Raw genomic sequence first — 15,560 nt, 5'->3', positions numbered from 1 at the left:
TATGCACGACACGCGATGGCGGACGATGGTTGTGCTCAATGATCAGCGTCCGAGTCGTCCGCGCACCATACCGACCATGGCCGTCAGCTCTTCAATGCGCATCCGTTTCGCAGCAATGTAGAAGACCGCGATAAGAACGAGACCTCCGCCCGCCAATGCGGCTAGGGAACCGGACATGCCGGAACCCAATGCCTGAGTGATGGCATAAGCCGCCGCGCCACTCAGCAGAGTGGCGGGAATGCTGGCGCCCACCAGGCGGGTGTAGGTGCGCACGACACGACGGCCGTCGAGGTCGCCGCCCAGCCGGTTGCCCAGTCGCTTCCAGGCCACGCCCACGCCGGCGGCGTACGCCAGGCCGTAGGAGGCGGCCATGCCCGCCACGATCCATTGGGTCGGGAGAACGAAATAGCAGAGCGCGGAGGCGGCCGCGTTGACGGCGGCGACGATCACCGTGTTGTAGAAGGGGGTGCGGGTGTCCTCGTAGGCGTAGAAGCCGCGCAGGACGACGTACTGCACTGAGAACGGGATGAGCCCGAGGCCGAACGCCATCAGGATGTAGCCCATGTTCTGCGCCGTCGCGGTGCCCGAGGTGCCGAAGAGCAGGGTGCACAGGGGGACGCCGAGCGCCACGAAGCCGAAGGCGAGCGGAACGATGGCGACGGCGGAGGTGCGCAGGCCCTGGGAGATGTCGTCGCGGACCGCCCCGGGGTCGCCGTCGTGGGCCGACCGGGACAGCCGGGGAAGCAGGGCGGCCATCACCGAGACGGTGACGATGGCCTGCGGCATGTTCCAGATGAGCTGGGCGCTGGTGTAGCCGACGTAGCTGGCCCCGGGGGCGTCCATGTTCTCGGCGTCGGATCCGGCCGCGGTGGCGAGCTGGGTCACCACGATGTTGCCCGCCTGGTTGGCGAGCACGAACAGCACGGTCCACTTGGCGAGCTTGGCGGCCTTGCCGAGGCCGTGCCCCCGCCAGTCGAAGCGGGGACGGAAGCGGAAGCCGGAGGCCCGGAGGTACGGGAACATGGCCAGGGCCTGCACGGCGAGACCGAGCAGGGTGCCGATGCCGAGCAGCCGGATGCCCTCATCCGTGATGGTGGTGACGCCCATCTGGGAGGTGCTTGAGGTGCCGAACACCCAGATGAAGAGGCCGAAGGTGGCGATGACGACGATGTTGTTGAGGACCGGGGTCCACATCATCGCGCCGAACTTGCCGCGGGCGTTGAGGATCTGGCCGACCACGACGTGCACGCCCATGAAGAAGATGGTGGGCAGGCAGTAGCGGGCGAAGGCGACCGCGACCTCATTGGCGGGCGGATCGGCCGCAATGGACGGCGAGAGCATCCGGATCAGTGCCGGGGCCGCGAACATGGACAGGGCGACCAGGCTGCCGAGGGCGACCATCGCCAGGGTGAGCAGACGGTTGGCGTAGGCGATGCCGCCGTCCTTGTCCTCCTTCATCGCGCGCACGAGCTGCGGGACGAAGACGGAGTTCAGGCCGCCACCGACGGTGAGGAAGTAGATCATCGCGGGCAGCTGATACGCGACCGCGTAGGTCTGGCCCAGGGACGCGGCGCCGAGGGCCGCGACGATCGCCATTTGCCGGAGGAAGCCGGTCAGCCGGGACACCAGGGTGCCGGCGGCCATGAGGGCGCTGGACTGGAGCAGGCTCGCCGCACGGCCGCCGGAGCGCTTCGGCGGGGCCTCGGCCTGCTCCTCGGCCTCGGGGGGGCTCACCACCGGCGCGGCCACCGTGGGAGCGCCGGCCGACGGAGGCGCGGACTCGTGCCGTGCGGGCCCGGGTACCGGCGGCTGGCCCGGCGGGGGCACCGGCGGATAGCCCTGGGCGGCGCCCTGCGGATGCCCCTGGGAGCGCCGCGGGTCGTAGGGCTGCTGCTGGTCGCGGTAGAGGTGCGCGAAGGCGTCCTGCTGCGGCTGCTCCCCCGTCCCGTAGCCGCCCTGGTCGCCGTATCCGGGGGCGGTGGGCTCGGCCGCGTACTGCTGCACCGGCTCCTGGGAGCCGGGTGCCACCGGCCACGCCCGCGGGTCGGCGCCCTGCGGTGCGGCGGGCTGCTGCTGGTACGGCGTCTGCTGCTGATAGCCGCCCTGTTGGGGCCCGTGCCGGTCGTACAGCGGATCCGTCAGCGGGTCATGGCCGTACGCGTCCTGCGTCGGATAGGGGTACGGCGTGAAGCTGCCGGTCGCGTACGGGTCGTCGCCATACGGGTCCTGCACGTAGTACTGCCCGTAGTCCTGGCGCGGATCGCTCGCGGGTGCCTGGGAGCCGTCGCCCAGGTACGGATCGTTCTGGTGCGGTTCCTGTCCGTGGGGTTCCTGGGGCGCGTGGGGGGAAGGCGGTGGCATCCGCCTCTCACCGTCATACGGCGCGTTCATCGCTACCCCACCTCATCGTCCGCTGCGGCCGACCGGCCCCGGAATTGCTCAATGGTCCACTTTCTCACCCGCGCCGGACGCCCCGGCGCTTTGCGAACCGGTGTCCGGCGCCGGGTCACTCGGCTGCTCGGGCACGAGGGCGGGGGCGGGGTCGTTTCCGTCGCTCTCCGCGTCCGTGGCCTCGTCGGCCTCTTCCTCCTGTGCGTCCTCGTCGCCGCCGTTGGCGGTGGCGGCCCGCTTGCGCTGGAGGTAGATCCGGATCCCGGCGAGGACCAGCAGCAGCACACCGCCCGCGATCACGAGGATGACGGTCGATGTGATTTCGGTGACATTCACCTCGAACAGCATCTCGTCGCCGTAGGACTGCCCGTCCGGCGTGACCAGCTGGGCCGACACCCACACCGGACCGTTCGCGTTGGCCGTCGTCCCGAACTTCACGGACTGGCTGTGCCCGCCCTCGACGTTGACCACCTGGGGCTCGCTGACCGCCAGGCGGTTGCCCTGCTGGGACTTGAGGACCAGCCGCAGCCGGACGCCCTGCACCAGGTTGTTCTGCACGGTCACCGGGATGGTCGCGCTCCGCCCGGACAGCGTCATGTCCGTCTTCGGGATCAGGCGCACCTTCTTGGTCAGCCCCTCCAGATAACGCTGGACGCCGTCGCGGAAGTGGGTGGCGCCCAGTCCGTTACCCCGCCACGAGGTGGACATCTCGCGCCGGATCGCGTTGCCGAAGGGGGTGACCACCCGGTACTTGGCGGTGAGGATCTTCTCGAACTTGTTGAGCGTGGACTGGGTCTTGTAGACGCTTTCGAACGCCCGGGTCGGCAGCTCCTGGCGGCGGAGCGAACCGGGGTACAGGCGTGTGCTCGGCACGCGCTGGGTGGCGTTCGGGTCGGGCTTGGCCTTCGCAGCCTCCCCCAGGTTCATCAGCTGGGTCCACTCCCCGGACAGGCCGTCCAGGGCGGCCGCCATCGCCTGCGCCTGGCTGGTGGTGGGGATGCGCTGCGGAGCCACCACGATGCTGCGCTGCCTGTCCGGCGACTGGAGGTTGATCATCTGGCTCTGGGCGAGGAACCGCTGGATGGCGAGCGTGGAGTTGTCCGCCTTGGACATGTCGCCCGTGAAGGCGGTGGACAGCCGGGCATCCGCGACCACCGCCGTATTGCCGCCGCCGATCTGCCGGGCCGCGGTGGGGGTGTACGAGAGGTTGCCGGTCTCCCGGAGGCTGTCGCTCCGGGCGATGACGTTGTGGGCGCCCGCGGAGGTGGCGACGTCGACGATCGAGGAGTCGACCGCGCCGTCGGCCGGCCAGGCGAAGTCGGTGCGCGGCTTCACCCCGAGGACCGTCTGCACGGTCGTCGAGGCCAGCTCGGTGGCGTCCCGGAGGTGGCTCAGGGCGCCGGGGACGTTCTTGCCGTGGTGGGCCAGCGACGCGATGTCGGGGTCGGAGAACGGCAGGGCGACCACCTGGTGGCCCTCCACGGCCTTCTGGAGGTCGTTCAGCCACCGCTTGGCGACCGTCTGGCCGCGACCGGTTGTCGTGCCGTCCCCGTGCCGGTTCTGGACCTCGTACTCCCGCGTCATCGCGTCGACCGTGGCGAGCAGATCGGGGTCGATCACCCAGGTGATGGGGAGGTTCTTCCCCAGGCTGACCATCTGCTGGAGCCGGCCGCCGGGGGCCAGCTCCGCCTTGAGGCGGTCGTCCCGGAAGATCGGTGTCCGGTCCTCGTCCGCATCGGTGCGCGATGTCACATGGGGCGTGGAGATCAGCGGCCACAGATAGGTGAGCTGGGTCTTCTTGGCCGGCGAGCTCGACTGCCAGGGCAGGAAGGTGCGCTCGATGCCCAGCACCTGCTGCCAGGGGCGGCTCCGGGACTGACCGGTGAGGGAGACACCGAGCTGATAGACGCCGTTCTCCCCGAGGTGCAGCTCGTTCACCGGTATGGAGAGCGTGAAGTCCCGGCTGACCCCCGCCCCCAGCTTGCCGATCTTCTCGGTGTACTTGCCGCCGATCTCGTTGCCGTCGGCGCCCTGCTGGTAGCCGGTCCGCCGGGCGGCGCCGTCGATGGCGTTGCGGCCCTCCATGGTGGGGCCGACGCGGAGGCCGACATGGGCACCGGAGACCGTCGAACCGCTGTCGTTGGTGACGGTGCCGCTGACGGTGAGCGTGTCGCTCTTGGTCGGTGCGGTGGGCGTCAGCGAGGTGATGTCGACGTCCACCGAGCGCGAGCCGGTGGGTTTGGCCGCCGCATGGACGGCGGGCGCCGCCGGGACCTGTAGTACGCCCGCGAGCACCGGCGCCGCTGCGAGCAGCGCCCCGGTCCGCCGTAGCCATCGACGGGCGCGAGAGGACGTCGTCTCCCGGAGGTCTGCCGCATCGGCCACGCGCTCGCCCGTCCCTTGTCGTCTGTGATCGTCAGTGGTCGTCGCAATGTGCGTCCACGAATGGTAACGATGCCCGCTGTGGCGAAGTGCTGTGGACGGCTCCACAAGATCGTCACCGTGATGGAACCGACGATCAACGTGGAGGCCCCGGGGCGCGCGGCCACGTACCCTGTTCTGTTGTGCCGAACGCCAACAATGACAGCCGATCCCCGCAGTCGACCAATGAGCTCAACCAGGTGCAGCGCCGTGCCGTGGCCGAACTCTTGCGGGTCTCTCCCGTCGCCGACGACCTTGCCCGACGCTTTCAGCAGGCGGGGTTCAGCCTGGCCCTGGTCGGCGGATCGGTGCGGGACGCGCTGCTCGGCCGCCTCGGTAACGATCTGGACTTCACGACGGACGCCCGCCCCGACGAGGTGCTGAAGATCGTCCGGCCCTGGGCGGACGCCGTGTGGGAGGTGGGTATCGCCTTCGGCACGGTCGGTTGCCAGAAGGAAGGTCCGGGCGACAACGGGGCACATCAGAGTTTTCAGATCGAAATCACGACGTATCGGTCGGAAGCCTATGACCGGACATCCCGGAAGCCCGAGGTGTCCTACGGCGAATCCATCGAGGAAGATCTGGTCCGCCGGGACTTCACGGTCAACGCCATGGCGGTGGCGCTCCCGCAGAAGGAGTTCATCGACCCGCACAACGGGCTCGAAGATCTCGCCGCGCGGGTGCTGCGCACCCCGGGGACCCCGCAGGAGTCCTTCTCCGACGATCCGCTGCGGATGATGCGCGCGGCGCGGTTCGCCTCCCAGCTCGACTTCGAGGTGGCGCCCGAGGTGGTCGCCGCGATGGAGGCGATGGCCGGACGGATCGACATCGTCTCGGCGGAGCGGGTGCGTGACGAGCTGAACAAGCTGGTCCTGGGCGCCCACCCCCGGAAGGGGCTGCGGCTGCTGGTCGAGACCGGGCTCGCCGACTGCGTACTGCCGGAGCTCCCCGCGCTGCGGCTGGAGCGTGATGAGCACCACCGGCACAAGGATGTGTACGAGCACTCGCTGACCGTGCTGGACCAGGCCATGGACCTGGAGGAGAACGGGCCGGATCTGGTGTTGCGGTTGGCCGCGCTGCTGCATGACATCGGGAAGCCGAAGACGCGCCGCTTCGAGAAGGACGGCCGCGTCTCCTTCCATCACCACGAGGTGGTGGGCGCCAAGATGACCAAGTCGCGGATGACGAAGCTCAAGTACTCCAATGAGCTGGTCAAGGATGTCTCCCGGCTGGTCGAGCTGCATCTGCGCTTCCATGGTTACGGCACGGGCGAATGGACCGACTCGGCCGTGCGGCGCTATGTGCGCGACGCGGGGCCCCTGCTGGACCGGCTGCACAAGCTGACCCGCTCGGACTGCACGACGCGCAACAAGCGGAAGGCCATGGCGCTTTCGCGGGCGTACGACGGTCTGGAGGAGCGGATCGCGAGGCTCCAGGAGCAGGAGGAGCTGGAGGCGATCCGTCCGGACCTGGACGGCAACGAGATCATGAAGGTGCTCGGCATCGCTCCGGGCCCTGAGGTCGGCAAGGCGTACAAGCATCTGCTGGAGCTGAGGCTGGAGCACGGGCCCATGGGCCGGGACGCTGCCGTCGAGGCGCTCAAGGAGTGGTGGGCAGCTCAGTCTCAGGACTGACGCCGCGCCTCCGGCGCGTCACGTTTCACGTGAAACATCGGCCCCCGTGCGTTTCCCGGGGCGGTGTTTCACGTGAAACATGAGCAGGACGGCGGTCGCCGCGTAGATCAGTGCCACTCCGGTCACCAGAACGGCCGATGTCCCGTCCGGCGGCAGCATCAGGGCGGCCACCCCCGCGGCTCCCACGAAGGCGACGTTGAAGAGCACGTCATAGAGGGAGAAGATCCGTCCACGGAAGTCGTCCTCGATCGCGGACTGGACGACGGTGTCGGTGGCGATCTTCGCACCCTGGGTGATGAGGCCGAGCACGAAGGCGGCAACCAGTATCGGGGCGGGTTCGAAGGGGAGCCCCAGGCCCGGTTCCAGGACGGCCGCGATTGCCGCGCACACCATCACCCAGTGGAGCTGACCGTCCGGCCGGGAGGCATCGAGCGAGGAAAGCCGGCCGATCGCCCATGGGGTGATCACCGCCGCGGCGAAGAAGCCCGCGCCCGAGACACCGACCGCAATGCCGAGGAGCGCCAGCCCGCCCGACTCGGTGTCGGCCCATGCGTACCGGCAGAGCATCAGCACCGTGACGGTGAGGGCGCCGTAGCAGAAGCGCATCAGCGTCATCGCGGTCAGGGCCATGGTGGGGTCCCTGCGGTGCAGGAGGTGGCGCAGCCCGGCGACGAGCCCGCGGACCGTGCTCACCAGGGCGGCCCCGAGGTGCGGTTGCAGGGCCGCCGGGTCGGGCCCCAGGAGGCCGGAGGGCATGCGGAGCGCCGAGAGCCCGGCGACGAGGTAGAGCGCGGCGCCCAGCAGGACGACCAGCGCGTCCGAAGAGGAGCCGCCCGGGCCCGAGAGCCGGACCACGAACGCCAGACCGCCGCCCGCGGTGGCGGCGAGCGTACCCGCGGTCGGCGAGAGGGAGTTGGCCATGACCAGACGTTCCTGGCTGTCCACCACCCGCGGCAGCGAGGCCGACAGGCCGGCCAGCACGAAGCGGTTGACCGCCGTCACCGACAGGGCGGAGACGTAGAAGAGCCACTCCGGCACCTGGGCGAGGACCAGCACCGCGGTTCCTGCGGCCAGCCCGGAGCGCAGCAGATTGCCGTGGAGCAGGACTTGGCGGCGGCGCCAGCGGTCCAGCAGTACACCGGCGAAGGGACCGAGGAGGGAGTAGGGGAGCAGCAGGACGGCCATGGCGGAGGCGATGGCCGCGGCGGAGGTCTCCTTCTCCGGGGAGAAGACCACATAGGTGGCCAGCGCGACCTGGTAGACGCCGTCGGCGGACTGGGACAGCAGACGGACGGCCAGCAGATGGCGGAAGTCGCGCAGTTGCAGCAGCACGCGGAGATCACGCACAACGGGCATGACGCCACCTTCACACACCGCACGGGCCTCCGGGGGGATTCCCGGAGGCCCGTGATCAAGCGGCGGAGATCAGCGCCTCACGGCGCACCGTCGCAGTGCAGCGCCATGGTTCAGCGCTCGACCTCACCCTTGATGAACTTCTCCACGTTCTCCCGGGCCTCGTTGTCGAAGTACTGCACCGGCGGCGACTTCATGAAGTACGAGGAGGCGGAGAGGATCGGGCCGCCGATGCCACGGTCCTTGGCGATCTTGGCGGCACGCAGCGCGTCGATGATGACGCCCGCGGAGTTCGGGGAGTCCCACACCTCGAGCTTGTACTCCAGGTTCAGCGGGACGTCGCCGAACGCGCGGCCTTCGAGGCGGACGTACGCCCACTTGCGGTCGTCCAGCCAGGCCACGTAGTCCGACGGGCCGATGTGGACGTTGTCGGCGCCCAGCTCACGGTCCGGGATCTGCGAGGTGACGGCCTGCGTCTTGGAGATCTTCTTGGACTCCAGGCGCTCGCGCTCGAGCATGTTCTTGAAGTCCATGTTGCCGCCGACGTTCAGCTGCATGGTGCGGTCCAGGATGACGCCCCGGTCCTCGAACAGCTTCGCCAGCACCCGGTGCGTGATCGTGGCGCCGACCTGCGACTTGATGTCGTCACCGACGATCGGCACGCCCGCCTCGGTGAACTTGTCCGCCCACTCCTTGGTGCCGGCGATGAAGACCGGCAGCGCGTTGACGAAGGCGACCTTGGCGTCGATGGCGCACTGGGCGTAGTACTTGGCGGCGTCCTCCGAGCCCACGGGCAGGTAGCAGACCAGAACGTCGACCTGCTTGTCCTTGAGGATCTGGACCACGTCGACCGGGGCCTCGTCGGACTCGTCGATGGTCTGCCGGTAGTACTTGCCGAGACCGTCGTGCGTGTGGCCGCGCTGGACCGTGACACCGGTCGACGGTACGTCGCAGATCTTGATGGTGTTGTTCTCGCTGGCGCCGATGGCGTCCGCGAGGTCCAGCCCGACCTTCTTCGCGTCCACGTCGAAGGCGGCGACGAACTCCACGTCACGGACGTGGTAGTCGCCGAACTGCACATGCATCAGACCCGGCACGCGGGTGTCCGGGTCGGCGTCCTTGTAGTACTCGACGCCCTGCACCAGCGACGCGGCACAGTTGCCCACACCGACGATGGCTACACGAACCGAACCCATTCCGGTTGCTCCCTGTGTGTACTCGACGAAGCCCTGCGGGGTGCGGGGCCTCACTTGGCGGTGTCATCGGACGGGTCCGGCCGGGAACCACCCCGGTGCCGGGGCAGGCCGTCCGCATCTCCTGACCGGTCCTGCTCCGGCGACCGGTCCGGCCCCTTCTCAGGCGTCCGGTCCTGCCCGGCGGGCTCGTCGCGCTGGTCGCGCCCGGCCCGCTCGCTCTCGATCAGCTCATTCAGCCAGCGGACCTCGCGCTCCACCGACTCCATGCCGTGCCGCTGGAGCTCGAGGGTGTAGTCGTCCAGCCGCTCGCGGGTGCGGGCCAGGGAGGCCCGCATCTTTGCCAGGCGTTCCTCCAGGCGGCTGCGCCGCCCTTCGAGCACGCGCATCCGTACGTCCCGCGACGTCTGTCCGAAGAAGGCGAAGCGGACGCCGAAGTGTTCGTCCTCCCATGCGTCCGGGCCGGTGTGGGAGAGCAGCTCCTCGAACCGCTCCTTTCCCTCCGCCGTCAGCCGGTAGACGATCTTCGCCCGGCGGCCGGCCAGGGTGGCCGCGACGGCCTCCTCGGAGGCGTTCCCGGGCTCCTCGATCAACCAGCCGTTGGCGACCAGCGTCTTGAGGCAGGGATAGAGGCTGCCGTAGCTGAACGCACGAAACACCCCGAGCGAGGTGTTGAGGCGCTTTCGCAGCTCATATCCGTGCATCGGGGACTCGCGGAGCAGGCCGAGGACGGCGAACTCGAGGATGCCGGAGCGTCTGCTCATCGCCTGCCTCTCCCGTCTCCTGGGGCCACTATGCCGAGCTGATGTATCGACTCGATACATCAAGACGATAGGACCGTGGTCCCGGTGGGACAAGAGCGACCACGGTGAACGGCGTCACATCACCGGTTCGTGGGACTCAACCGGACCGTTATGGAGTGAAGGCGCCGAGGAGACAAGATTTGGCCGTGCGTACTCTGTTCGCCATGCAGACCAAAGGGAACCGTGTGACGCTGTCCTGCGTCCTCGTCCCGGAGGCAGTGCGTCCGGTTGCCAGGTGTGGCCGGATTGCACATCGGGGGGACCGGAAGCCACCTGCCGCTTTCAGGCGATAGCGCCTGCCCGAGGAGTAGTCGTTCCATGAGCGAGCACCGTCGCAAGCCGCCGCAGCCCCAGGGCGGCGGCCGAGCAGCGGCCCGGCGTGCCGGACAGCAGTCGTCCGGCCGTCGCGCAGCACCATCGCACAACGCCGCCGCCGAGTCGGGCTCGGCATCGTTTGGGGAAGAGCGTTCCCACGGCGGCAGGGCCGAGGCCCGCCGCGCCGCGCAACGCAGCGGTGGCGGCCGGAGAAGAGCACCCGATCCGGCCGCCGGTGGTGCGGGTCGCGGTGGCCACGGTGGTGGTCGGCGGGCCACCGGCGGTGGCCGCGGCCGGGGCGCGGGCGGCGACGGGCCGCCCGGCAAGAAGCGGTTCATCGACTACCCGCGCGCGGGTAAGACGGGCTTCCGCCGCTGGGTGCCCTCCTGGCGGCTCGTCACGGGAACCTTCATCTTCTTCTTCGCGGCGCTGGTCAGTGCCGTGGGCATCGGGTGGATGATCGTGGACGTCCCCACCGAGCAGGCCGCGTCGAAGGCCCAGAAGAACGTCTATTACTGGGGCGACGGCAAGCAGATGGTGGTCTCGGGCGGCGGTGATCTCAACCGTCAGATCGTGCCGCTCAACAAGATCCCTCAGGACATGCAGGACGCGGTGATCTCCGCCGAGAACGCCAGCTTCTACCAGGACTCGGGCGTCGACCCGATGGGTATCGCGCGCGCCGTCGTCAACATGGCGCGGGGCGGCGCGACCCAGAGTGGGTCGACCATCACCCAGCAGTTCGTGAAGAACACGTACCTCGACCAGTCCCAGACGGTGACGCGAAAGCTCAAGGAGCTGTTCATCTCCGTCAAGGTCGGCTCGACCAAGAGCAAGGACTACATCCTCCAGGGGTACCTCAACACCGCGTACTACGGTCGCGGTGCCTACGGCTGTCAGGCGGCGGCCCGCGCGTACTTCGACAAGGACTGCTCGCAGCTCAACGCGAGCGAGAGCGCCTTCCTCGCCTCGACGCTCAACGGGCCCAACCTGTACGACCCGAACGGCGGCTACGGACCGTCCGCGAGCGCGGAGGCCAACACCAAGCGGGCCACGGCGCGCTGGGAGTGGATCCTCAAGCGGGAGGTCCAGGTGGGCCGGCTGACCAAGGCCAAGGCCCAGTACTGGATTGATAAGGGCTTCCCGCGGGTGAAGAGCCCGGAGGTGGCGACGAACAAGCAGGGCCAGATCGGTTATCTCACCGAGCTCGCCGACAACTACATCGTCGCCAAGACCGGCATCTCCCAGGCGAAGCTGGACAAGGGCGGCTATCAGATCCACACCACCTTCGACCGCAAGAAAATCAGCCAACTGAAGGACACGGTCGAGAAGGTGTCCAAGGAGAACATCAAGCCGAAACAGCGCGATGTGGACAAGTACGTGCAGTTCGGCGGTGCCTCGGTGGAGCCCAAGACGGGCAAGATCAAGGCCATCTACGGCGGCAAGGACGCGCTGGAGCACTATCGCAACAACGCGGACTACACCGGTGTCCAGGTGGGCTCGACCTTCAAGCCCTTCGTGCTGGCCGCGGCGATGAGGGACGGTGTCCGGGACCGCAACGGTCCGCGTGACCAACCGGATTCGGAACGCACCAAGGTCTCCCCGTCGAGTGTCTACAACGGTGACAACAAGCTGACCCTGCGCGACTACGACGGCTCCGTCTGGACGGACAAGAACAACAAGGAGTGGCACCAGAGGAACGACGGTGACGAGGACAAGGGCAAGATCAGCCTGCGCACCGCGATGCAGTACTCGGTGAACACGCCCTTCATCCAGCTGGGCATGGACGTCGGCACCGACAAGGTGCGGGAGGCCGCCCTGGACGCGGGCCTCAGCAAGGACCAGCTGGCCGAGATCACCCCGACGTTCTCGCTCGGCACCTCCCAGCCCAGCGCCATCCGGCTGGCCGGGGCGTACGCGACCTTCGCGGCCAGCGGCCAGCAGGCCGATCCGTACTCGGTCGAGCGGGTCGAGGACAAGGACGGCGAGATCTACAACCACGAGGACGAGGCCAAGCTCAAGCGGGCCTTCGACGCGAACGTGGCGGACAACGTCACCGACGTGCTGAAGAACGTCGTCGAGCGCGGCACCGGCACCTCGGCGCAGATCGGCCGCCCGGCGGCGGGCAAGACCGGAACCACCGACCAGAACAAGTCGGCCTGGTTCTCCGGTTACACCCCGCAGCTGTCCACGTCGATCGGCATGTGGCGGGTGAACGACCAGGCCAAGCGGCAGGTCTTCCGTTCCATGCGCGGTGTGGGCGGTCAGGAGTCCATCCACGGTGCGTCGTACCCCGCCGAGATCTGGGCCGACTACATGCGCAAGGCGATGGCGGGCCAGCCGGCGAAGGACTTCCCGGCGGCCACGCCGATCGGTGACAAGGTCTACGGCGAGAACGCGAGCCCCACGCCGACGACCCAGAAGCCGACGCAGACGCCGTCCCAGACCCCGTCGCAGACGCCGTCCGAGACGCCGTCCCAGACGCCCTCCGGCAGCCCGAGCCCCACGCAGTCGTGTGATCCGCTGGATCTCTCGTGCAACGAGAACGCGGGTGGCGACAACCAGGGCGGCGAGAACGCAGGCCCCAGCGGCGGCCCGGGCGAACCCTCGCCCTCGCCGACCACGGAGCCACCCGGCGGCGGGCTCTTCGGGGGCCCGTCCGGCTCCCGCAAGGACGAGTAGTCCCGACATCCCGCACAGCGATCGGCGGCCGCGCCGGAGCATCCCGCTCCGGCGCGGCCGCCGCCGTTCGGGGGCCCCTGCGGCTCTCTGGGCGTCTTCCGGACGCCCGGGCGGCCCCGGGACTGCCCGGGCGTTCCGGGGCGCTCAGCGGGCCGCTGAGGCGGTCCTCACTCCTCCCGCCCGGCTCGTACGGCAGGATGGGCCCCATGAGCGTGCGCGAGGACCCACAGGCCCAGCCCGTACGGCCGACCACGGAGGATTCGGTCGCCGCGGCCGGCAGCGAGCTTATCGGCGGCCCGGTCGGGCGCCGGGCGCTGCTGGGCACGAGCTGGTGGACCCCGGTGCGGATCATCGCGCTCGTCGCCATCGGAATGTTCGCCCTGGGCATGGTGCAGAAGCTGCCCTGCTACAACGGCGGCTGGTTCTACGGCGCCACCGCCCAGTACACCCACGCCTGCTACTCCGACATACCGCACCTCTACAACGGCCGCGGTTTCGCCAACGACCTCGTCCCGTACTTCAACCGGATACCGGACAGCGTCTCCGGTGGGATGGAGTACCTGGAGTACCCGGTCCTCACCGGCCTCCTGATGGAGGTCGCCTCCTGGCTCACCCCGCACGGCGGCGACCTCCAGACCCGCGAACAGGTCTACTGGCTCGCCAACACGGCCCTGCTCATGGCCTGCACCGCGGTCATCGCGGTCTGCGTATCCCGTACGCACCGCCGCCGCCCCTGGGACGCGCTGCTCGTCGCCCTGGCCCCCGCTTTCGCGCTCACCGCCACGATCAACTGGGACCTCCTCGCGGTCGCCCTCACCGCCGCCGCCATGCTCATGTGGTCCCGCAGCCGCCCTGTGGCCGCCGGTGTGCTGCTCGGCCTCGCGACGGCCGCGAAGCTCTACCCGGTGCTGCTGCTCGGCCCGCTGCTGGTGCTGTGCCTGCGCGCGGGCCGGTGGCGCGCCTTCTGGGCGGCGACGGGCGGCGCGGCGGCCTCCTGGCTGGTGGTGAACGTGCCCGTGATGATCACTACGCAGGGCGGGGGGCTGCACATCCGCGAGGGGTGGAAGCAGTTCTATACGTTCAGTGAGGAACGCCCGGTCGACTTCGGGTCGCTCTGGCTGATCATCTCGCAGCGCACCGGCAACCCCATGGACGACGTCAACACCTACGCCATGATCCTCATGGTGCTGGCCTGCGCCGGAGTGGCGGCCCTCGCCCTGTGCGCCCCGCGCCGGCCGCGCTTCGCCCAGCTCGCCTTCCTGGTCATCGCGGCCTTCGTGCTCACGAACAAGGTCTACTCACCGCAGTACGTGCTGTGGCTGATCCCGCTCGCCGCGCTGGCGCGGCCCCGCTGGCGGGACTTCCTGGTGTGGCAGGCCTGCGAGGTGATGTATTTCCTCGGGATCTGGATGTACCTCGCGTACACCAACAGCGGTGATCAGCACCGGGGGCTGCCTCCCGAGGGCTACCAGCTCGCGACCGCCCTGCACTTCGCGGGAACGCTCTTCCTGTGCGCGATGGTCGTGCGGGACGCGCTGGTGCCGGACCGGGATCCGGTGCGCCGGGACGGCTCGGACGACCCGTCGGGCGGCGTACTCGACCGGGCGCCGGACGCGTTCGTGCTGGGAGAGGCGCGGCGCACGGCGCAGTACGAGGGCGCGGCGCTCACGGACTGGGGCACCGGCCGGAGGTGAGCTCCCCGCGGGAGCCCACCTGCGGCGACGGGGCTCAGCGGTCGAAGAGGCGGTCGAACTGCGTGGTGGTGTGGCGCAGATGGGCCACCAGCTCATCCCCCACCTGCGGTGCGGTGACATCGCCCGGCACGAACAGGATGGACACCTGCATGTGCGGCGGTTCGGCGAACCACCGCTGCTTGCCCGCCCAGACGAAGGGCGAGAGGTTGCGGTTGACGGTCGCGAGACCGGCGCGGGCGACCCCCTTGGCACGGGGCATCACCCCGTGCAGCGCCTTGGGCGCCTCCAGGCCGACGCCGTGGGAGGTGCCGCCCGCGACGACCACCAGGAAGCCGTCGGAGGCGGCCTTCTGCTGGCGGTAGCCGAAGCGTTCGCCCTTGGCGACCCGGGTGACGTCGAGCACCGAGCCCCGGTACTCCGTCGACTCGTGGTCGCCCAGCCACAGCCGGGTGCCGATGCGGGCGCGGAACCGGGTCTGCGGGAACTGCTGCTGTAGCCGCGCCAGTTCGTCCGCCTTGAGGTGGCTGACGAACATGGTGTGCAGCGGCAGCCGCGCCGCGCGCAGCCGGTCCATCCACCCGATGACCTCCTCGACCGCGTCGATGCCGTCGGTCCGGTCGAGCGGGAGGTGGATGGCGAACCCCTCAAGCCGCACATTCTCTATCGCGGCGTGCAGCTTGGGCAGGTCCTCCTCGGTGACGCCGTGCCGCTTCATGCTGCTCATGACCTCGATCACGACACGCGCGTTCACCAGGCCGTAGACGCCGTCGACGGACGAGACCGACCGGATCACCCGGTCCGGCAGCGGCACCGGCTCCTCCCCGCGGCGGAAGGGGGTGAGGACGAGCAGGTCGCCGCTGAAGTAGTCCTTCATCCGGGCGGCCTCGTACGTGGTGCCCACGGCGAGGACGTCGGCGCCGATGCGGGCGGCTTCCTCGGCCAGCCGTTCGTGGCCGAAGCCGTAGCCGTTGCCCTTGCAGACCGGGACTATCCCCGGGAACTGCTGGATGACCATCTGCTGGTGCGCCCGCCAGCGCGCGGTGTCGACGTAGAGGGTGAGCGCCATTGGCCGGTCCC

Annotated in this window: 9 protein-coding genes; 3 read left to right on the top strand and 6 right to left on the bottom strand. The window is 69.3% G+C overall.

The genetic code is table 11. The features are described from left to right. Window positions 1-42 precede the first annotated feature (42 nt). On the bottom strand, window positions 43-2,391 hold the full coding sequence (gene murJ / locus HYQ63_RS21800) for a murein biosynthesis integral membrane protein MurJ (protein ID WP_179935478.1): 2,349 nt from the start codon (window positions 2,389-2,391) through the stop codon (window positions 43-45). Between the two features lie 48 nt (window positions 2,392-2,439). After that, entirely contained in the window at window positions 2,440-4,776 is a 2,337-nt protein-coding gene (locus HYQ63_RS21795) for a DUF6049 family protein (RefSeq protein ID WP_179935477.1), read from the bottom strand. A gap of 179 nt (window positions 4,777-4,955) precedes the next feature. On the opposite strand from HYQ63_RS21795, the gene HYQ63_RS21790 reads away from it, so the two are divergent. Beyond that, window positions 4,956-6,446 (top strand): CCA tRNA nucleotidyltransferase, encoded by a 1,491-nt coding sequence (locus tag HYQ63_RS21790; RefSeq protein ID WP_179935476.1) that lies wholly within the window; start codon window positions 4,956-4,958, stop codon window positions 6,444-6,446. Between the two features lie 18 nt (window positions 6,447-6,464). Here HYQ63_RS21790 and HYQ63_RS21785 read toward each other — a convergent pair whose 3' ends face one another. From HYQ63_RS21785 to HYQ63_RS21775, 3 genes are all read right to left on the bottom strand, one after another. Beyond that, window positions 6,465-7,802 (bottom strand): MFS transporter, encoded by a 1,338-nt coding sequence (locus tag HYQ63_RS21785; RefSeq protein ID WP_179935475.1) that lies wholly within the window; start codon window positions 7,800-7,802, stop codon window positions 6,465-6,467. Window positions 7,803-7,912: 110 nt separating this feature from the next. Beyond that, on the bottom strand, window positions 7,913-8,995 hold the full coding sequence (locus HYQ63_RS21780; RefSeq protein WP_179935474.1) for an inositol-3-phosphate synthase: 1,083 nt from the start codon (window positions 8,993-8,995) through the stop codon (window positions 7,913-7,915). Between the two features lie 50 nt (window positions 8,996-9,045). Next, window positions 9,046-9,756, bottom strand: coding sequence for a PadR family transcriptional regulator (locus HYQ63_RS21775; protein WP_179935473.1), 711 nt, complete (start codon window positions 9,754-9,756; stop codon window positions 9,046-9,048). A gap of 357 nt (window positions 9,757-10,113) precedes the next feature. On the opposite strand from HYQ63_RS21775, the gene HYQ63_RS21770 reads away from it, so the two are divergent. Further along, window positions 10,114-12,789: a transglycosylase domain-containing protein gene (locus HYQ63_RS21770; protein WP_179935472.1), complete on the top strand. Its 2,676-nt coding sequence runs from the start codon at window positions 10,114-10,116 to the stop codon at window positions 12,787-12,789. A 206-nt stretch (window positions 12,790-12,995) separates the two neighbouring features. Further along, complete coding sequence (locus HYQ63_RS21765) at window positions 12,996-14,483, top strand: glycosyltransferase family 87 protein (RefSeq protein ID WP_179935471.1); 1,488 nt, start codon at window positions 12,996-12,998, stop codon at window positions 14,481-14,483. Window positions 14,484-14,517: 34 nt separating this feature from the next. Here the strand turns inward: HYQ63_RS21765 and HYQ63_RS21760 are convergent, their stop codons facing one another. Continuing rightward, window positions 14,518-15,549, bottom strand: coding sequence for an alanine racemase (locus tag HYQ63_RS21760; protein WP_123106129.1), 1,032 nt, complete (start codon window positions 15,547-15,549; stop codon window positions 14,518-14,520). Window positions 15,550-15,560: the final 11 nt, after the last annotated feature.

The organism is Streptomyces sp. Rer75 (genome assembly GCF_013414305.1).
Taxonomy (GTDB): Bacteria; Actinomycetota; Actinomycetes; order Streptomycetales; family Streptomycetaceae; genus Streptomyces; species Streptomyces himastatinicus.
The sequence above is the reverse complement of the archived record's forward strand: the minus strand, read 5'-3'. Positions and strand labels throughout refer to the sequence as shown.